At 72.3% G+C, this 16,903-nt stretch carries 17 protein-coding genes and 2 pseudogenes; 8 read left to right on the top strand and 11 right to left on the bottom strand.

The window, feature by feature from the left end:
* Nucleotides 1–62 precede the first annotated feature (62 nt).
* The 3 genes from ACFVTF_RS14265 (at nt 63) to ACFVTF_RS14255 (ending at nt 3,318) form a co-directional block, all read left to right on the top strand.
* On the top strand, nt 63–1,679 hold the full coding sequence (locus tag ACFVTF_RS14265) for a dolichyl-phosphate-mannose--protein mannosyltransferase (RefSeq protein ID WP_387813472.1): 1,617 nt from the start codon (nt 63–65) through the stop codon (nt 1,677–1,679).
* 50 nt (nt 1,680–1,729) lie between these two features.
* Nucleotides 1,730–2,446, top strand: coding sequence for an ABC transporter permease (locus tag ACFVTF_RS14260; protein WP_387813705.1), 717 nt, complete (start codon nt 1,730–1,732; stop codon nt 2,444–2,446).
* A 281-nt stretch (nt 2,447–2,727) separates the two neighbouring features.
* Entirely contained in the window at nt 2,728–3,318 is a 591-nt protein-coding gene (locus ACFVTF_RS14255; RefSeq protein ID WP_350878273.1) for a TMEM165/GDT1 family protein, read from the top strand.
* A gap of 10 nt (nt 3,319–3,328) precedes the next feature.
* Here the strand turns inward: ACFVTF_RS14255 and ACFVTF_RS14250 are convergent, their stop codons facing one another.
* Nucleotides 3,329–4,456: a peptidoglycan-binding domain-containing protein gene (locus tag ACFVTF_RS14250; protein WP_387813469.1), complete on the bottom strand. Its 1,128-nt coding sequence runs from the start codon at nt 4,454–4,456 to the stop codon at nt 3,329–3,331.
* Between the two features lie 380 nt (nt 4,457–4,836).
* On the opposite strand from ACFVTF_RS14250, the gene ACFVTF_RS14245 reads away from it, so the two are divergent.
* The gene (locus tag ACFVTF_RS14245) at nt 4,837–6,909 is read left to right on the top strand and encodes an MFS transporter (protein ID WP_387813466.1); all 2,073 of its coding nucleotides are present in this window, start codon (nt 4,837–4,839) and stop codon (nt 6,907–6,909) included.
* On the opposite strand, the gene ACFVTF_RS14240 is transcribed toward ACFVTF_RS14245, so the two are convergent.
* On the bottom strand, nt 6,906–7,964 hold the full coding sequence (locus ACFVTF_RS14240; RefSeq protein ID WP_387813463.1) for a S41 family peptidase: 1,059 nt from the start codon (nt 7,962–7,964) through the stop codon (nt 6,906–6,908). The genes ACFVTF_RS14245 and ACFVTF_RS14240 overlap by 4 nt on opposite strands.
* A gap of 41 nt (nt 7,965–8,005) precedes the next feature.
* Complete coding sequence (locus ACFVTF_RS14235) at nt 8,006–8,518, bottom strand: MarR family winged helix-turn-helix transcriptional regulator (protein WP_387813460.1); 513 nt, start codon at nt 8,516–8,518, stop codon at nt 8,006–8,008.
* 63 nt (nt 8,519–8,581) lie between these two features.
* Between ACFVTF_RS14235 and ACFVTF_RS14230 the strand changes: the two genes are divergently transcribed.
* A complete protein-coding gene (locus tag ACFVTF_RS14230; RefSeq protein WP_387813457.1) occupies nt 8,582–8,992 on the top strand; it encodes a cupin domain-containing protein in 411 nt (136 codons plus the stop codon).
* Between the two features lie 76 nt (nt 8,993–9,068).
* On the opposite strand, the gene ACFVTF_RS14225 is transcribed toward ACFVTF_RS14230, so the two are convergent.
* Entirely contained in the window at nt 9,069–9,257 is a 189-nt protein-coding gene (locus ACFVTF_RS14225; RefSeq protein WP_387813454.1) for a hypothetical protein, read from the bottom strand.
* 213 nt (nt 9,258–9,470) lie between these two features.
* On the opposite strand from ACFVTF_RS14225, the gene ACFVTF_RS14220 reads away from it, so the two are divergent.
* Nucleotides 9,471–9,797: an antibiotic biosynthesis monooxygenase gene (locus tag ACFVTF_RS14220; RefSeq protein WP_363580788.1), complete on the top strand. Its 327-nt coding sequence runs from the start codon at nt 9,471–9,473 to the stop codon at nt 9,795–9,797.
* Between the two features lie 61 nt (nt 9,798–9,858).
* Here the strand turns inward: ACFVTF_RS14220 and ACFVTF_RS14215 are convergent, their stop codons facing one another.
* From ACFVTF_RS14215 to ACFVTF_RS14200, 4 genes are all read right to left on the bottom strand, one after another.
* On the bottom strand, nt 9,859–10,572 hold the full coding sequence (locus ACFVTF_RS14215; RefSeq protein WP_387813450.1) for a creatininase family protein: 714 nt from the start codon (nt 10,570–10,572) through the stop codon (nt 9,859–9,861).
* A 17-nt stretch (nt 10,573–10,589) separates the two neighbouring features.
* Nucleotides 10,590–10,994 (bottom strand): hypothetical protein, encoded by a 405-nt coding sequence (locus ACFVTF_RS14210; RefSeq protein WP_387813447.1) that lies wholly within the window; start codon nt 10,992–10,994, stop codon nt 10,590–10,592.
* A 122-nt stretch (nt 10,995–11,116) separates the two neighbouring features.
* A complete protein-coding gene (locus ACFVTF_RS14205; RefSeq protein ID WP_387813444.1) occupies nt 11,117–11,764 on the bottom strand; it encodes a M15 family metallopeptidase in 648 nt (215 codons plus the stop codon).
* Between the two features lie 95 nt (nt 11,765–11,859).
* A complete protein-coding gene (locus ACFVTF_RS14200) occupies nt 11,860–13,035 on the bottom strand; it encodes a macrolide family glycosyltransferase (RefSeq protein ID WP_371516779.1) in 1,176 nt (391 codons plus the stop codon).
* A 389-nt stretch (nt 13,036–13,424) separates the two neighbouring features.
* Between ACFVTF_RS14200 and ACFVTF_RS14195 the strand changes: the two genes are divergently transcribed.
* A complete protein-coding gene (locus ACFVTF_RS14195; RefSeq protein ID WP_387813440.1) occupies nt 13,425–13,754 on the top strand; it encodes a hypothetical protein in 330 nt (109 codons plus the stop codon).
* A 28-nt stretch (nt 13,755–13,782) separates the two neighbouring features.
* On the opposite strand, the gene ACFVTF_RS14190 is transcribed toward ACFVTF_RS14195, so the two are convergent.
* The gene (locus tag ACFVTF_RS14190; protein ID WP_387813437.1) at nt 13,783–14,253 is read right to left on the bottom strand and encodes an NUDIX domain-containing protein; all 471 of its coding nucleotides are present in this window, start codon (nt 14,251–14,253) and stop codon (nt 13,783–13,785) included.
* A gap of 109 nt (nt 14,254–14,362) precedes the next feature.
* On the opposite strand from ACFVTF_RS14190, the gene ACFVTF_RS14185 reads away from it, so the two are divergent.
* Complete coding sequence (locus ACFVTF_RS14185) at nt 14,363–15,577, top strand: helix-turn-helix domain-containing protein (RefSeq protein WP_387813434.1); 1,215 nt, start codon at nt 14,363–14,365, stop codon at nt 15,575–15,577.
* A gap of 214 nt (nt 15,578–15,791) precedes the next feature.
* Here the strand turns inward: ACFVTF_RS14185 and ACFVTF_RS14180 are convergent.
* Nucleotides 15,792–16,392: pseudogene (locus ACFVTF_RS14180) on the bottom strand (flavoprotein).
* Nucleotides 16,389–16,673: pseudogene (locus ACFVTF_RS14175) on the bottom strand (transcriptional regulator); the annotation flags it as partial. The pseudogenes ACFVTF_RS14175 and ACFVTF_RS14180, both read right to left, overlap by 4 nt.
* Nucleotides 16,674–16,903: the final 230 nt, after the last annotated feature.

The following is a 16,903-nucleotide window of genomic DNA, read 5'->3' as shown; positions in this document are numbered from 1 at the left end:
CGCCCGGCCCGGTCGGTACAGGAGACCCGGCCGGCACAGGAGACAGGCGAATCGGCGAGGCAATGACGCAAGCGGCGCTCACGCACCCCCCGGCGGCCCAGGCCCCGGCCCCCGCCGCCCCGGCACCGGCCCGGGGCCGGCTGCCCCGCCTGCCGGCCGACTGGTCCGGCTGGCTCGGGCCGATCGGCGTCGCGCTCTTCGCGGGCCTGCTGCGGTTCTGGAACCTCGGCTACCCCAACGCCTTCGTCTTCGACGAGACGTACTACCCCAAGGACGCCTGGTCGCTGCTGCGGCAGGGCTACGAGGGCAGCTGGCCGGACCACGCCAACGCCGACATCCTGGCCGTCCCGCAGCACATCCCGCTCACCTCCGCGCCCGAGTTCATCGCCCACCCTCCGCTCGGCAAATGGGTGATGGCGATCGGCGAACAGCTGTTCGGCCTGCACCCCTTCGGCTGGCGGTTCATGACCGCCCTGCTCGGCACCGTCACCGTGCTGATGCTCGCCCGGATCGGCCGCCGGCTCTTCGGCTCCACCCTGATCGGCTGCACCGCGGCCCTGCTGATGGCCGTCGACGGCCTCCAACTGGTGATGAGCCGGGTCGGGCTGCTCGACGGCATCCAGATGTTCTTCGTGCTCGCCGCCTTCGGCAGCCTCCTGATCGACCGCGACCACGTCCGCGCCCGGCTGGCCGGCGTCACCGACGGCGACCGCGTCCGGCTCGGCCTGCGCCCCTGGCGGATCGCCGCCGGGGTGCTCCTCGGCGCCGCCTGCGCCGTCAAGTGGAACGGCGCGATGATCCTCGCCGCCTTCGGCCTGCTGACCGTCCTGTGGGACCAGTCCGGCCGACGCGGGGCCGGCGCCCGCCGCCCCTGGCGCTCGATGCTGCGCCGCGACGCCGTCCCCGCCTTCCTCGCCATGGTCGGCTCCGCCCTGGTGGTGTACGTCGGCGCCTGGGCCGGCTGGCTCGCCAGCGGCGGCAACGGCGAGGGCGGGTACGACCGGCACTGGGCCGACGGCCGCCCCGGCCTGTCCCCGGACACCTTCCTCGGCATCCCGCTGCCGCAGGTGTCGATGAGCTGGGTGCCCGAGTCGCTGCGCAGCCTGTGGCACTACCACTCGCAGATGTACGACTTCAACACCGGGCTGAGCACCCCGCACACCTACCAGTCCAACCCCTTCAGCTGGCTGGTCGTCGGCCGCCCCGTCTCCATGTACTGGGAGCAGGTCCCGAACGGCCAGCACGGCTGCACCGCCACCGGCGGCTGCGCGTCCCAGATCCTCGGCCTCGGCACCCCGCTGCTCTGGTGGACGGCCTGCTTCGCCCTGGTCTACCTGCTGTGGCGCTGGTTCTTCCGCCGGGACTGGCGCTCGGGCGCCGTGCTGTGCGCCGTCGCCGGGATCTACCTGCCCTGGTTCCAGTACCAGGAGCGGACCGTCTTCTCCTTCTACATGGTCGTCCTGGTGCCGTTCCTGTGCCTGGCCGTCGCCCAGATGCTCGGGGCGATCCTCGGCCCGGCCGGGTGCAGCCCCGAACGCCGCCGGATCGGCGCGGCCGGCGCCGGGCTGATCGTGCTCGCCATCGTCGCCTGCTTCGCCTTCTTCTACCCGCTGTACACGGCGGAGGTGATCCCGATGACGTCCTGGCAGGACCGGATGTGGTTCACCAGCTGGATCTGACACCGGTGACCCTGTCCGCCGCGGGCGGCCAGCTGCTGCCCGTCACCCCGATGCTCGGGGTGGTCACCGCCGTCCTGCTGCTGGCCGCCGTCGCGGTGGCCGGCCGGGGCCTGCTCGGCCACGGGCACGCGGTGCTGCGGGCCGGACTGCGCGCGGTGGTGCAGCTGGCCGCCGTCGCCGCGGTGATCAGCTGGGTGGTCGGCTCGCTCTGGTGGTCGGCGCTGTTCGTGCTGCTGATGTTCAGCGTCGCGGTGCGCACCGCCGGGCGGCGGATGACCCCCGGCCCCGGCTGGGTCTGGGCGGCCGCGCCGATCGGCGCCGGCGTGCTGCCGGTGCTCGCCCTGCTGCTGGACGTCGGGCTGCTGCCGGCCAAGGGCCTGTCCGTCATCCCCGTCGCCGGCATCCTGATCGGCGGCGCGCTCACCGCCACCTCGCTGGCCGGGCGGCGCGCCCTCGACGAGCTGCGGCAGCGCCGCGGCGAGGTGGAGGCGGCCCTGGCGCTCGGCTTCGAGGACCGCGACGCCCGGCTGGAGATCTGCCGCACCGCCGCCGCGACCTCGCTGGTGCCCGCCCTCGACCAGACCCGGACGGTCGGCCTGGTCACCCTCCCCGGCGCCTTCGTCGGCATGCTGCTCGGCGGGGCCTCGCCCGTCCAGGCGGGGGCGGTGCAGCTGTTCGTCCTGGTCGGGCTGCTGGCGGTGGAGTCGGTGGCGATCGTGGTGGTGCTGGAGCTGGTCGGCCGGGGGCTGGTGAGCGCGGGCTGGTGAGCGGGGGGGGGTGCCGGGTCGGGCCGGACGTGGGTGGGAACCCGGCCGCCTTGGGTACCGGACGCGGTCGGGTACCCTTGAGCACGTTGAAGGGGAGTAGCCCTCCACCGGACCGTCGACATACTGGCCCTCAGGGGCCCGGCGCCCGGGGCACCCGATCCTCCGGGGTCGGTGCCGGCGAGACCTTCGGCCGCAGTGCTGTGACCATGACCAGTGCTGTCGGGCCGAAGCGTCCCCTGACGGACCTGCGGAGGCCGGGCAGCCCGACCGAGGGACCCTTTCTGATGAGTTTGACCGTGGCCGCGCTGACGTTCGGCATCATCTTCCTGGCCGAACTGCCGGACAAGACCGCGCTGGCCAGCCTCGTACTCGGCACCAAGTACCGTGCCAGCTACGTCTTCGCGGGTGTCGCCGCCGCGATGGGCGTTCAGGTCGTCCTCGCGCTCGCCGCCGGGCACCTGCTCTCGCTGCTGCCGCACCGCTGGGTGGAGGGCGTCACCGGCGTGCTGTTCCTGGCCGGCGCGGCCATGCTGCTGTTCCACGGCGGGGGCGACGACGAGGAGGGACACGCCGCCAAGGAGCCGTCCTCGAACAGCTTCTGGAAGGTGGCCGGGGCCAGCTTCGTGGTCGTCGCGGTCGCCGAGTTCGGTGACCTGACCCAGATCATGACCGCCAACCTGGCCGCCAAGTACGCCGATCCGCTGGCCGTCGGCCTCGGCGCGTGGCTGGCGCTGTGTGCGGTCGGCGGGCTCGCCATCGTGGGCGGGCAGAAGCTGCTCAAGTACGTGCCGATGAAGCTGATCATCCGGGTCGCGGCGGCGATCATGGTGGTGCTGGCGGGCATCAGCATCTTCGGGGCGATCACCGGCTGACCCCGGTCGGTCAGCAGGTGGTGCGCTTGTCCAGGGCGGCGCGGGTGTAGGGGCCGTAGACGCCCTTCTTGTCGCCCTGGACTCCCTGCATGCGCTGGAAGTAGCTGACGTAGCTCGCGGTTTCGCCGTCGTAGGTGCCAGTCACCGGGACGTCCATCCAGCACAGGGCGACGCTCAGCTTCGACTGCATGGTGGAGACCTCGGGGCCGGACATCCCGATCTGCAGGACTTGGGAGGTCGGCGTCGCCGTCGCGGACGGCGTGGGCGTCGGGGTCGGCGTGGGCGTCGCGGTGGTGGGTGTGGGTGTGGGTGTGGGTGTCGGGGGCGGGGTCGGGACGGAGGCCGGGGCCGGGGGAGCGGCGGCGACCGGGGCCTGGGTGGTCGGCGTCGGCGCCGGGGTGGCCGTCTTCGTCGGGCTCGGCTTGCGGGTGGGGGCCGACGTCGGGCTCGGCGCCTCGCTGGTCGGCGGCGGCGTGGCCGGGTCCGTCGGTGCCGGGGCGGTCGGCTCCACCGGCGCGGGCGCCAGGGTGGTGGGCAGGGGCTGTGCCTGCCGGGTCGTCGGCGCGGGCGAGGGCGTCACCGCGTACGCGATGCCGATGGTGAGCGCGACCAGGCCGGCGCCCACCCCGGCCAGCAGCAGCTTGTGCCGGGCCAGCGGGTTCTGCGCGGCCTGCTCGGCGGCTCTGCGCGCGGCCCGGCCGCCGACGGGCTCCGGTTCGGGCCCGGGCGTCGCGTGGTCGAAGGGGAAGACCCCGAGGTCGCCGCCGGACGCGGCCTGCGGGGCCGTCGCCGCCGCGTAGGCGCCCGGCCCGGAGGCGGGCACCGGCGGCAGCACGGTGGTGGCGTAGGCGTCGGCGTCCGGCCCCAGCGGGGGAACCGCGGGCGGGGCGGGGTGCACGGGGGCCGACTGCCCCGGGGCGACCGGCGGCAGGACGGCGGTCGCGAACGGGTCGACGGCGGGGACGTCCGCCACGGGCTCCTCGGCGACCTGGCCGACCGCCTGCGGCACGTACGGGCGGACCAGCGGCGGGCCTTCGAGGTGCGGGAGGACGGCCGTCTCGGTGAGGCTCGGGTCCGGGACGCAGCCGCACCCGGTGGAGCGTGCGGTGCCGCACGTCGGGCAGTGCTGGTCCGGCATCGGCCGGTCCTCCTCGGTTCTCGGGCGGTCTCCGTGCCCCGGGGCGGTTCCCGGGCTCACGATCGCGCCTGATTATGCAGGACGTCCCGGAGGGGGGACAGGGGCGTCCGGACCCGGGCGGGGGTGTTGTGCCGGTTGGTGGCGGTTGTTTCCCGAGGAACGGTCGGGGAGCGGCGGATGTCCCCGGCGCCGGCGGTCGGGTCGGTGCGTCGGGTGCGGTCGGGTCGGTGCGGTGTGTCCTGGGTCGGTGGGCCCGGCGGCTACGTTCGGCTCAACCCGAGGGAGCAAACCGGGGCATTTCTGACAGCATGGTGAGCTGGGAGTGATCATCCGCACGGGCCCGCCGCCTCGGCCGGGGCCCGCGACCCTACGGAGCCGCCATGACGGACTCGCGCGCCGCGTCCGACCGCAGCCCGGCGTACGAGCCCGGCCCGCCGGAGGTCACCGTCCCCAACCTCTGGGTGCCGATCGGCGCCCTGCTGCTGGCGATGCTGCTCGCCGCCCTCGACCAGACCATCGTCTCCACCGCGCTGCCCACCATCGTCAGCGACCTCGGCGGCCTGAACCACATCTCCTGGGTGGTCACCGCCTACCTGCTGGCCTCCACCGCCGCCACCCCGCTCTGGGGCAAGCTCGGCGACATGTACGGCCGGAAGCGCTTCTTCCAGGCCTCCATCGTGATCTTCCTGCTCGGCTCGGTACTCTGCGGCATCGCCCAGAACATGGGCGAACTCATCGCCTTCCGCGCGCTGCAGGGCCTGGGCGGTGGCGGGCTGATCGTGCTCACCCAGGCCATCGTCGGCGACCTCGTCTCCCCCCGGGACCGCGGCAAGTACCAGGGCCTCTTCGGCGCCGTCTTCGGCGTGACCAGCGTCCTCGGACCGCTGCTCGGCGGACTGTTCGTCGACAACCTCAGCTGGCGCTGGGTCTTCTACATCAACCTGCCGATCGGCATCGTCGCCCTGGTGGTGATCGCCGCCGTCCTGCACGGGCAGGAGGTCAGGCGCCAGCACCGGATCGACTACCTCGGCACCGTGCTGATCGCCGCCGTCGCCACCTGCCTGGTGCTGATGACCTCCCTCGGCGGCACCACCTGGGGCTGGACCTCCTGGCAGATCGTCGGACTCGGCGTGCTCGGCCTGGTGCTGCTGCTCGCCTTCGTCCTGGTCGAGCGGACGGCCAGTGAACCGGTGCTGCCGCTGCGGCTGTTCCGCTCCCGGACGTTCAGCCTGGTCGCGGTGATCTCCTTCGTGGTCGGCTTCGCGATGTTCGGCGCCCTCACCTACCTGCCGACCTTCCTCCAGGTCGTCATGCAGGTCTCGCCCACCCTGTCCGGCATCCACATGCTGCCGATGGTGCTCGGCATGCTGTTCACCTCGATCGGCTCCGGCCAGATCGTCGCCCGCACCGGCCACTACCGGATCTTCCCGATCGCCGGGACGGCCGTCACCACCGTCGGCCTGCTGCTGCTCTCCCGGCTCGACGAGCACAGCAGCACCACCGAGATGAGCCTCTACTTCCTGGTCTTCGGCCTCGGGCTGGGCCTGGTCATGCAGGTCCTGGTGCTGATCGTGCAGAACTCCGTCGGCTACCAGGACCTCGGCGTCGCCACCGCCGGCGCCACCTTCTTCCGCTCCATCGGCGCGTCCTTCGGCGTCTCCGTCTTCGGCACCCTGTTCGCCGGCGGGCTGCGCGAGCGGCTCGCCGACGCCCTCGCCGGGCTGCCGCTGCCGCCCGGCTTCCACCCCGAGGCCATCACCTCCGACCCGCGGGTGGTCACCCGGCTGCCCGTCGCCGCCCAGGAAGCCGTCCACCACGCGTACGCCGAGTCGATCACCAGGGTGTTCCTGTACGCGGTGCCCGTCGCGCTGGTCGCCTTCGTGCTGTCGCTGTTCCTGCGCGAGCAGAAACTGCGCTCCACCGTCACCGCACCCGACCTGAGCGAATCCATCGGCGTCAACCCCGTCCAACGCTCGTCGCTGGACGAGATCGCCCGCGCGCTCTCGGTGCTGAGCTCCCGCGAGGCCCGGCGCGACCTCTTCCGGCGGATCACCGAGGTGGCCGGGCTGGACCTCCAACCCGCCTCCAGCTGGCTGCTGTTGCAGATGCACCACCACGGCTCGGTCGAGCCGGCCGAACTCGCCGAGCGGCGGATCATCCCGATCGCCGTCATCGAGAGCGCCGTCCGGGAAGTCGAGGGCCGGGGCCTCGCCGTCCGCAGCGGCGGGCTGCCGCTACGGCTCACCGAACCGGGGGCGGAGGCGGCCGTCAAGCTGGTCGCCGCCCGGCGCTCGCAACTCGCCGACCTGCTCGGCGACTGGGACGAGCAGCAGTATGCCGACCTCGCCGACCTGCTCACCCGCCTCAGCTCCACCCTCTGCGCCGACCGGCGCGACCGCCCGGACCGGCCCGCCCACGAGCCGCCGTACCGGGGCGAGGGGCGGTCGTTCTAGCCCGCCTTGCAGGGGGCCTGGCCGGAGAGCCAGGTGACGGCGGCGGCGAGCGCGGGGTCGTCGTCCTTGCGGGGGTCGGCCGTTTCGACCGGCTCGTCCGGCTCGATCGGGCCCTCGTGGACCCGGCCGGTGCGGTCGGCCTCGGCGGCGCCGGTGAGCAGCAGGACGGCGCCGTCCCACAGCCGGTGGGCGGCGTTGCCGGTGGGCACCCCGTAGGTGGGCTGGCCGAAGCTGCGGGTGGCCGGGCGGCCGATGAAGGCGATGGCGACCGCCTCGCCCGCGCTGCCGGTCGCGCGGCCGGTGAGGACGGCGACGGGCGTTCCGGGCGCCTCGTTGTGGTGGGAGGGTGCCTTGTCGTGGCGAGTGGGCGCCTCGTCGTGGCGGGTGGCGGGGGAAGCCTGCGGGGCGTCGTCCAGGTACGGCACGCCGTCGCGGACCGACCAGGTGCTGCGGGTGCCGTCCGCGGTGACGAAGGCGCCCAGCGGGCCGTCGCCGAGGATCGGCGCCGCGACGGCCAGCGGGGCCCACATCCCGCCGCCGGTCTCGCCGCGCAGGTCCACCACCCAGCCGCAGGCACTCACTTCGGCGACGGCGGCGCGGCCGCGGGTGACGTACTCGGCGTAGGTGCGCTCCGATCCGTTCACCGCCGGGAGGGTCAACTGGGCGATGCGGCCGGGGAGTTGCCGGGCGGTCGGGGCGTTCACGGCCTCCGGGTCGGCGTCGACCTTCGCCGCCTGGTCGGGTGGGTAGAAGCGGCTGTGCTGGTCGTCGAGGGCGGTGACGGCGGCCCTGATCGCGGTGTGGGTGTCGGCCGGGGTGCGGGCCGTGGCCGCCTGGGCGAAGGCCTGGGTGCGGAGCTTCGGCCAGTCCACCTTCGCGGTGTTGAGGGACTTCTGCTGGATGAGGTCCAGGGCCTCCGAGAGGTAGCCGCGGGCCTCGGGGGACATGTGCTCGGAGGCCGGTGACCCGGGGGCCGGTGACTCGGGGGCCGGCGAGGAGCAGGCCGCGAGCGTCAGTACGGCCGCCGCTGCGACCGTTCGTCCCAGTCGTCTCATCCGCTTCCCCCCTGTGGGTCGTGCCGTTTCCTGATTCTTCCTCACGGACCGCCGAACCAGCGAGGGGTGTCGAGGCGGAACGGGTCGCCGGGGGCGAGCAGGCGCAGGGCCGTCTCCACCTCACGCAGGCGCTCCTCGCCGAGGGTGGCGGACCACTCGGCGCGCAGCTCGTCGAAGATCCGGGCGGACCGGACCAGGCAGTCCACCCCGCGGGCGGTCAGCCGGACCACCTTGCGGCGGGCGTCGGCCGGGTCGCCGCCGCGTTCGACGTAGCCGAGCTGCTCCAGGTTCTCGATGGTCTTGCCGGCGGCCTGCTTGGAGACGCCGAGCCGGCGGCCGAGGTCGACGGCGGTGGTGCCGTGCGGTCCGATCGCCTGGAAGACGAAGCCGTGCATGGGTCGCAGGTCGGGGTGGCCCTCGCGGGCGATGCGCTCGTGCAGCTCGTCGATGATCGTCCGGAAGGCGAGCAGCAGGCGCAGCGGCAACTCGAAGCCGGGCGGGGCGGGTTCGTTGGTGGGAGTGCTGGTGGGTGTGCTCGCGGGCTCGCTTGACATAGGTAGACAACCTCATTGACCATATAGACAACGTCATTGACCATCTTAGGGGGTTCCCTCGCCATGCCCGTGATCCGCCACGCCGACGCCCGTCGTACCGAGACGCCGAACGCCGTCATGACCACCTACGCCTCACCCACCCAGGGCTCAACCGCCCTCGCCCTGTGGCAGGTCGACATGACGGCCGGCAAGAGCGGCCCGCTGCACGCCATGGACGTCGAACAGATCTGGACGCTGCTCACCGGCACCGCCACCGTCACCCTCCCCGACGGCCCGGTGCCCCTCGCCGCCGGCGACACCCTCGTCCTCCCCGCCGACCTCGCCCGCCGGATCACCACCGAAGACGGCTTCACCGCCGTCGTTGCCGGCCCGTCCCCCGCCCACGCCTACAATCCCGACGCCGTCACCCCCGAAGGCGCCTGCGGCCTCGCCCCCCGCGACGCCGAGCGCCTCCTCCCGCCGTGGATCGCCTGATCCGCGAGGCGGTCCGGGCACGGGTACGGGGACGGTCGAGGGCCCACCCCTGACCGTCCCCGCCTGGTCCTGGCCGCTACTTCCGGTCGTCGATGTCGTCCTGCAGGTCGTCCAGGTTCTGCTGGCCCGGCTGCTGGCCCTGTTGCTGGGTCTGGGCGGCCTTCTGTTGGGCGTCGTCCCCCTTCGGGGGCTTGTTGCCGAGGCGGGACTTCGCTTCCTCCTCCAACTGCTCGGCCTTGTCCCGGAACTTGTCGCCGATACCCATGGCTGTGCCCCATTCGGTTGGATTTCGGGTTCTCCAACCAGGCTTGCACGCCCCTTCTCCGGCTGCACTTCGGGCAAGTTGCCGTGGAGCATCACGATCGACAGACCCCGGATCGCCCGACCCACGCGGTGTGAGGTGTAGGAGACTGCTGACCGCAGACAGTCACCGGACCGGCGGCCGCACCCGCGGCCCCGGCGGAGCAGAAGGAGCGGCATGTCCGTCGTCAAGATCAACGTACTGACGGTGCCAGCCGAGCAGCGGGAGGTGCTGGAGCAGCGCTTCGCCTCCCGCGCCGGCGCGGTGGAGAACTCGGACGGCTTCGAGTGGTTCGAGCTCCTCCGCCCCGTCGAGGGCACCGACCAGTACCTCGTCTACACCCGCTGGCGCAGCGAGGAGGACTTCAAGGCGTGGATGGAGGGCCCCATGCAGGCCGCCCACCGCCCCGCCGCCCCGGAGGGCGAGGCCCCCAAGCGCCCCGCCGCCTCCGGCTCCACCCTCTGGTCCTTCGAGGTCGTCCAGTCCGCGGGCCCCAAGGCCTGACGCCTCACTTCGCGGTTGCTTCGGGCCCTTCCCCAGCCGGGGAAGGGCCCGAAGTGCCTTCTCAGCCGCCCGCGAGGATCGAGAGATGCGCGGCGGCGGATCGGGACAGGCTGTCGAGGAGGGCGCGACCCTTCGCCGCCGTTCCGAGGGAGGGCTGCCCGATGATGCCGTTCTTCGTGTACCCGGCCATGCCGAGCGTGAGCAGGTGCGGGCGCTCGGGGGCGGAGTGGTCGTCCTGCTCGATGCCGTCACGGATGAGCTCCGGCGCACCGTGGAGGAGGAGCGACACCTCCAACTCGCCGCCGTGCATGTCCTCGGCGCCGCTGCTCACCAGGCCCGCCGCCTTGCGGGCCTGGTGCCAGTCCTCGCGGACCGGGAAGAGGGCGACGCGCGGGCCGGAGGTGTTGGCCTCCTGGACGACGTTGGAGAGGACGTAGTTGCCCCCATGGCCGTTCACGATGAGCAGGCCGGGAACGCCGGACGCCTGGAGCGACTTCCAGATGTCGTTGACGACGGCGTAGAGCGTGGCGGCGCTGATGCTGACGGTTCCGGGCATGTGGGCGTGCTCATGCGAGCAGGACACCGTGCTGGGCGGCAGGAGGAACAGGCCGTAATCGGTGGCGATCCGTTGGGCGATCAGGCCGGCGACGACGGTGTCGGTGGTGAGCGGCAGATGGTCGCCGTGCTGCTCGAAGCTGCCGACCGGCAGTACGGCGATCTTGGCGCCGCGCCGGCGTTCGTCTGCGGAGGTGGCGGCCGTGATCAGTGCGTCCATGGCCCCACCCTCTCTCATCAGCCTGTCGCAGGTCGAGAGGGCGCCGTACCGCTCATCAGCTTCAACCGGCCGGTGAAGACGGCGACTTCGGACACGGTGTGCCACCGCCGGAGGGCCTTGTCCGCGGCGGACAGCTCCGCCATCGCTCGCGCGGACTCGGTGTCGATGGCGATCGACAGCGCGCGGTCCGCCGCCGCGGCAGCCTGCTCCGGCTCGCCGGACACCGCGTAGGCGCGGGCCAGCCGGGAGAGGTACACGCCTTGGTCGTTGCGGTACACCGGAGGGAGCGCCCGGAGCTCGGCCTCGAACATGGCCACCGCCGTGCGCGGGTCACCCAGTTCGAGCAGGCAGTTCGCGCGCTGCATCTCGATGTACGTCGGCGTGCAGTAGGTCTTCGAGGTCGTCCAGTCCGCCGGCCCCAAGGCCTGACGCCTCACCGAGTGACCGATGCGCCCCGGGGCTTCCGAGCCCCGGGGCGCTCTGGGTGGCCCGTTCTGTCGTCGGAGGGGCGGGCGGAGCTTGCGGGTGGGCGGTTGTGTGGGGGTTATCGGTGTTGGGGGCCGTAGAGGGCGGTGGGTGCGCCGGTTGTGAGGGCCCAGTAGCGGTCGCCGTAGGACCAGTGCCACCACTCGGTGGGGTAGTTGACGAGGCCGGCGCGGGTGAGGGTGTGGCTGAGGAGTTGCCGGTTGGTGCGGGCTTCGGGGGAGAGGCCGGCGGCGTCGGTGTAGCAGGCGCCGGCGCTTTCTTCCGGGTTGGCGTTGACCCGGGTGCCGAGGTCGAGTTCGTGGCCGTCGGCGTCGGCCAGGGTGAGGTCGACGGCGGCGCCGGCGCTGTGTGGCGCGATCTCGGGCGGGGAGACGTAGCGGCTCGCGGCCGAGCGGAGCCGTGCGGCCGGCCAGTCCGGGTGTGCGGCGCGCAACTCGGCGGCGTACTCGTCGAAGTAGCGGCTCTGGAGGGCCGGTGGGCGGTAGCCCTCGACGAAGAGCAGCCGCAGGCTGTCCGGGAGGTGCGATTGGGCGTCGAGGAGCCGGTCGAGCACGCCGGACCGCAGGTGGGCGAACGCCCCGGCGTCGTCGCGCTTGCGGTCGTCCAGCAGGAGTTCGTGCTCGCGTACGTCCAGGAGGCGGTCGCCGCAGTCCTGGACGGGGACGGCGGCCACCTGCGGGTCGGACATGAGGATGATCTCGGTCAACAGGTCTCCTGGGGGAGGGGAACGGCGGTGCGGGCCCGGCGGCCGGTGGGGTGCCCGCCACCGCCCCGGGTGTCGGGGCGGTGGCGGACGGGGGTTCAGATGAGGGCGGCCTCGACCAGGTCGGCGGCCCTGGCCGCGCTGCCGCCCGCGCGGACCTCGCGGCTGAGCTCGGCCAGCCGGGCGGTCACCGCCGGGTCGCCGGTCAGTTCCAGGACGGCGGAGCGCAGCGCCTCCGGGGTGGCCTCGGGGGTGTCCAGCCGTCGGGCGACGCCGAGTTCGACCAGCCGGTCCGCGTTGTCGAACTGGTCGGCGGCCTGCGGCACCGCGACCATCGGCAGCCCGCAGTACAGGCCCTCGCTGCACCCGCCCATTCCGGCGTGGGTCACGAACGCGTCGGCCTGCTGGAGCACGGCGAACTGCGGAACCCACTGGTGCACTTCGATGTTGGCCGGGATCGTACCCAGTTCGGCTGGGTCGGTTGCCTGGCCGACCTGGAGCACGACGTGCCAGCCGGGCAGGTCGCCGAAGGCCTCCAGGCACGCGCGGTAGAAGTCGGGCTGGCGGGTGAAGGTGGAGCCGAGCGAGACCAGCAGCACCTTCTGCGCGCCCTCCGGACGGGTCCAGCCGCCCTGGTGCTCGCGGGCGCCGAGGCAGGGCCCGGCGAAGGAGAAGATCTGGGGATCGACCAGCTCGATCTCGGGCTGGAGCACCCGCGGGATGAGTGCCAGCCCGCGATCCGGGCGCAGCATGTACCCGAACGGCTCGTCCGTCGACACGCCGTTGTCGGCGAGCCACTGCGCGAACCGCTCCGGGATCTTCTCCGCCTCCAAGGCCTCCCGCGCCATCTCGAAGCGCGCCAGGTGGGAGTCCTCCCGGATGATCATGGAGGGCGAGATCAGCATGGACGGCACGCCCCAGCCGTCGGCCAGCGCCCGGCCCGCGTACGCCATGAAGTCGTACAGGACGAGGTCGGGCCGGTCGTCGTGGAAGGCCTCGCGCAGTCGCGGCAGCATCGCCTGCGCCTCCTCGAAGATCATGGTGTGCACGCCGGCCCCGATGTTGGGGTCGACCCCGCCCTTGACGATCGACAGGGTCGTGTCGTGGGGCACGAGTTGGGCGCCGGTGGACTCGATCTGCTCGGCGAACGACGGGTCGTTGACATAGCTGACCCGGTGGCCGCGGGCGACCAGCTCCCGCATCACCTCCAGGCTGGGGTTGACGTGGCCGTGCGCCGGGATGTTCACCATGGCGATGTGTGCTGGTCGGGACATGTCTGGCCCTCTCCTCGTATCTCGTTAGGTGTCCTGCGTTCGGCTGGCTGACTTGACGTCAACTCGCCTCTCAGCACAGTACGTAACGTTGGAATTCGTTGCGGTGACGAGGGGTGGGGTTCGGCCGAAGATCGGGTGGTGTGGAGGATCACACGGAGGGGCGTGAGGCGGGGCGGCCGGAGTGAGGCGGGGGCGGTCGGGGTGAGGCGGGCGGCCGGGGGGCGAGGCTGTCCACATGGCGCACGTCCACGGCCGAGCAGTCGCTGTGCGATCGCGGGGGCGGTGCGTGACGGCGCGGCGCGGAGCCGGCGCCTCGTGGGCCGGTTGGATCTCGGGATCCGGGCCCTGAGGCGAAAGTGCGGGCCGGCGCGGGTTGTTAGGGTCCGGGCATGGCGCGTTTGAAGATCGAGATATCTGTCCCGGAGAGTCACGTCGAGAAGGTGATCGATGCTCTCCAGGCGGCCGGCGCGGGGCGGGTCGGCGACTACGCCCGGTGCGCCAGCACCTGGCGGGTCACGGGAACGTGGAGGCCGTTGCCCGGTTCTCGGCCCTACGACGGTGAAGTGGGCGAAGTGCAGCAGGGCGAGGAGAGCAGGGTCGAGTCCGTGTGCGATGCCGAGCAGGCCGCGGCTGTGCTGCGCGCAGTGCGTGCGGCTCACCCGTACGAGGAACCGGTCATCCACTTCCTGCCTCTGTACGAGCCGGGCGTCGAACGATGACCGAGCTGTAGCCGCAGAGGCCCCTGGTTTACGCGTGCGGCGCTCCGTGCTCAAGGTAGGCGGTCTCGCCCTGTGTCCGGGCGGCGTATGCGGCGTGGACTCGGCGGGCGAGTCGGGGGATGAGGAGCGCGTCGAGTCGGTCGACGTGGTGAAAGCAGTACTCGCCGATCTCGACCTGGTCGACGGTGATGCGGTCGAGTTCGGCGGTCGGGAGAACCCCTCCGTCGAAGACGAAGAGGAGTTTGTCGCCCTCGTTGGGGTGGGGTGCCCAGTCGGCGACGAGCAGGCGGCCGATCGGCGGGGTGATGCCGAGTTCTTCCTCGACCTCCCGGGCTGCTCCCGCGCTCGGGGTCTCGCCCTCATGCAGGTAGCCGCCGGGGATCTCCCAACCGGGCTTGTATGTCGGCTTCACGAGGAGGATGCGGTCCTCCTCGTCGAAGAACAGCACGCCGGCTGCGGTGCGCGGCCGGGCCAGGGCTTCGTGCGGAGAGTCGGTCACGGCGAGACTGTAGTTGCCGTGACCGACTCCCCTGGGCAGCTGGATCCGGGGCGTGCCCAATTCCGTTCTCCGGCTGCCTTGGTCGACCCGGCGGCCCTACGCTGATGGCATGGCTGTGGATCCCGCTCTGCCCGTAGGCCGGCGCATCCAGTACTACCGGGAGCGCGCCGGGAAGTCTCGTCCGGTGTTGGCCGCGCTGCTGGGGCGGTCGCCGAGTTGGCTGAAGCAGGTGGAGAACGGGGCGTTGCTGCCGCCGCGCCTGCCGATGCTCGTGCGCATCGCTCAGCACTTGGGGGTTGATGATCTCTCGTTGCTGACGGGCGACGTCAGCATGCCCAGGGCGTTGTACTCAGGCGTGGAACACGCGGCGCTGGACTCCGTCCGGCGGGCGGTTGACGGTACGCAGCTCGGGTCGGCCGGTGGGCCGGTACCCAACCTCGACCACATCGAGGCTCAGTTGGCGAACGCCTGGCGGACCAGGACGACCAGAGGCGACCACCGGACCGCCTTGGCGGAGCTGCTGCCGGCGCTCGTGTCGGCGGCCTCCCTGGCAGTTGCGCATCAGGACTGCGCCGATCGGCGTCGGGCAGAGGTGATGTACGCCGGCGCACTGAACCTGACGCAGATGTATGCGGCCTTCCAAGGGGACGGCAACCTGGTCTGGCGGGTCGCCGAACGGGCGCTGGCCACCGCGCGGGCATCGGACGACCGGCGGGCGATCGCGCAGGCGTGCTGGTTCCTGGTGGAGGCGTTCCGGAAGTCCGGGCAGTGGGACAGCGCCCAGTCACTGACCGAGGAAGCTCTTCGCCTGCTCGACCCCGTCCGCGGGGATTCGCCGGAACTGGCCTCGGCGTGGGCGGACATGGCCTTCCACGCCGCCATCACGCATGCGGTCGCCGGTGAGGCCGGTGAGGCCTGGGGCTGGATCGACCGGGCGGCGGCTGTCGCCGAGCGCCTTCCCGCAGGCTTCTGGAACGCCCCGACTTCGGGCTCCCGCCAGGCCGTCGGGCTGCACTCGGTCACTGTGGCGGTCGAGCTTCGCCAGACCGGCACCGCACTCCGGTGGGCCCGGCGGTTGCCGGTGGCCGAGGTCACGGCGATTCCGCGCCGTGGCCGCCATCTGATCGAGGTCGCGCGGGCACACGCCCTTCGCGGGGAATCGGCGTCCGTGGTGGAACTGCTCACGCATGCCGTTGCGGTCGCGCCTGAGACGGCCCGGTGGAACGAGGAGACGCGGGCCATGGTCCGAGGGTTGATGGATGGCCGTTCGCCGGTTCAGGAGGCCGGGCGTCGACTCGCCGAGTCCATCGGGATGGCCGCGTAGAGGGCTGCCGGAATTGACCGATGACGCGCGATCGGCCGTGCGGCCGTCGTCAACTTCGCTTCCCTGCATGAGCGATGGCGTCCACCGGGGTTGTCCTGTTGCGGGCGCTCTGCCGCGCGGGCCCGCGAGGACGGGGCTCGCTCTCGAAGGGAGGCCGGGCGCACTCCGGGGAGCTCGGGCCCGGCCGGGGCGGGCGCCGCGCGTTTCAGGTGTCTCAGCTCTGGCCTGTGCGCCCCGGGCCTTGGTCCCGGGGTGCACGCTGTGAGTTCTGGTCTGTGATCGAGGTCAGGACGGGGCGAAGCAGGTCGAGGACGTGGGTCCAGTTGTACTTGTCGCGGCCTCCGCCGGACTTCGGCTTGTGGGGGATGTAGTCGCCGATCAGGACGCCCATCGAGCGGAGTCGTTCCAGGCTCTCGCCGTACGCAGGGTGGGCTGCTTGGGCCGAGTTGACGTAGGGCTGAACGGCAGTGGGGATGCCGAGCCCGAACGCCTCGCAGAGAATGCCGAGCGCGAGGGTGTCGGATATCCCGGCGGCCCATTTGTTGATGGTGTTGAACGTGGCGGGCGCCACGGCGATGGCGTCCGCCGGGGGAAGCGGCTGGGGGATTGCAGGGGTGCGCCAAGGCGAGCGGATCGGGTAGCCGGTCTGGCGCTCGACGGCTTCCGGGTCGATGAACCCGAGCCCCTGGGGGGGTGGCGATGACGCCGACCTTCCAGCCTTCGGCCTGGGCGGCGTTGATCAAGGTGCCGACGTCGTCCGCGATGCCCGAGGCGCAGACGACGACGTAGAGGAACGGCTCGCGTTGGTCGGTCAAGTCCGGACTCCCAATTCCTGGCAGAAGCGGCGAAGTCCCGGGACAGCGCCGTGACGGTCGCGGGCGACCATGTCGCCAACCAACTCCAGCGCGCCGGGGCGCCGACGGATGTCTTCCGGCGCACAGCTCGCCGCGATTCTGAGCGCTTTGTATCCCTCGGCCAGTCTGTCTTGTTGGCTGTACGCCCGTGCGGAATCCACCCAGAGCGCGGCCCGTCGCTCGGGAACGGGGATGGGTCGGCGCAGCAGGGGCCGGGCAGCATGCAGTGCCGCTCCGGCATCATGCCGGAGACGATTGCTGAGTCGAGGGCGGCCAGGCTGTCGCGGCAGGCGGTGCGGGAGTTGGATCCGGCCGCGACACACGGGTACGGCATCCGCTGGGACCCGGCGGCGCGGCGTGAGCACCTGGAAGCCCGTGTGCGTGGGGCGAATTGGGTGTCCCGGTGGAACTGGTGGAGGCAGGGCGCGACACCGCTTCGGGGCCGGTCGGCGACTGTGGGCAATGCGCCGAT

Source organism: Kitasatospora sp. NPDC057940, assembly GCF_042887425.1.
Taxonomy (GTDB): Bacteria; Actinomycetota; Actinomycetes; order Streptomycetales; family Streptomycetaceae; genus Kitasatospora.
The sequence above is the reverse complement of the archived record's forward strand: the minus strand, read 5'-3'. Positions and strand labels throughout refer to the sequence as shown.

Bases quoted from the DNA above. Each gene is read 5' to 3' on its own strand.
- ACFVTF_RS14265 (WP_387813472.1), top strand. From the start codon at position 63: ATGACGCAAGCGGCGCTCACGCACCCCCCGGCGGCCCAGGCCCCGGCC.
- ACFVTF_RS14260 (WP_387813705.1), top strand. From the start codon at position 1,730: ATGCTCGGGGTGGTCACCGCCGTCCTGCTGCTGGCCGCCGTCGCGGTG.
- ACFVTF_RS14250 (WP_387813469.1), bottom strand. From the start codon at position 4,456: ATGCCGGACCAGCACTGCCCGACGTGCGGCACCGCACGCTCCACCGGG.
- ACFVTF_RS14245 (WP_387813466.1), top strand. From the start codon at position 4,837: ATGACGGACTCGCGCGCCGCGTCCGACCGCAGCCCGGCGTACGAGCCC.
- ACFVTF_RS14240 (WP_387813463.1), bottom strand. From the start codon at position 7,964: ATGAGACGACTGGGACGAACGGTCGCAGCGGCGGCCGTACTGACGCTC.
- ACFVTF_RS14235 (WP_387813460.1), bottom strand. From the start codon at position 8,518: ATGTCAAGCGAGCCCGCGAGCACACCCACCAGCACTCCCACCAACGAA.
- ACFVTF_RS14230 (WP_387813457.1), top strand. From the start codon at position 8,582: ATGCCCGTGATCCGCCACGCCGACGCCCGTCGTACCGAGACGCCGAAC.
- ACFVTF_RS14225 (WP_387813454.1), bottom strand. From the start codon at position 9,257: ATGGGTATCGGCGACAAGTTCCGGGACAAGGCCGAGCAGTTGGAGGAG.
- ACFVTF_RS14220 (WP_363580788.1), top strand. From the start codon at position 9,471: ATGTCCGTCGTCAAGATCAACGTACTGACGGTGCCAGCCGAGCAGCGG.
- ACFVTF_RS14215 (WP_387813450.1), bottom strand. From the start codon at position 10,572: ATGGACGCACTGATCACGGCCGCCACCTCCGCAGACGAACGCCGGCGC.
- ACFVTF_RS14200 (WP_371516779.1), bottom strand. From the start codon at position 13,035: ATGTCCCGACCAGCACACATCGCCATGGTGAACATCCCGGCGCACGGC.
- ACFVTF_RS14195 (WP_387813440.1), top strand. From the start codon at position 13,425: ATGGCGCGTTTGAAGATCGAGATATCTGTCCCGGAGAGTCACGTCGAG.
- ACFVTF_RS14185 (WP_387813434.1), top strand. From the start codon at position 14,363: ATGGCTGTGGATCCCGCTCTGCCCGTAGGCCGGCGCATCCAGTACTAC.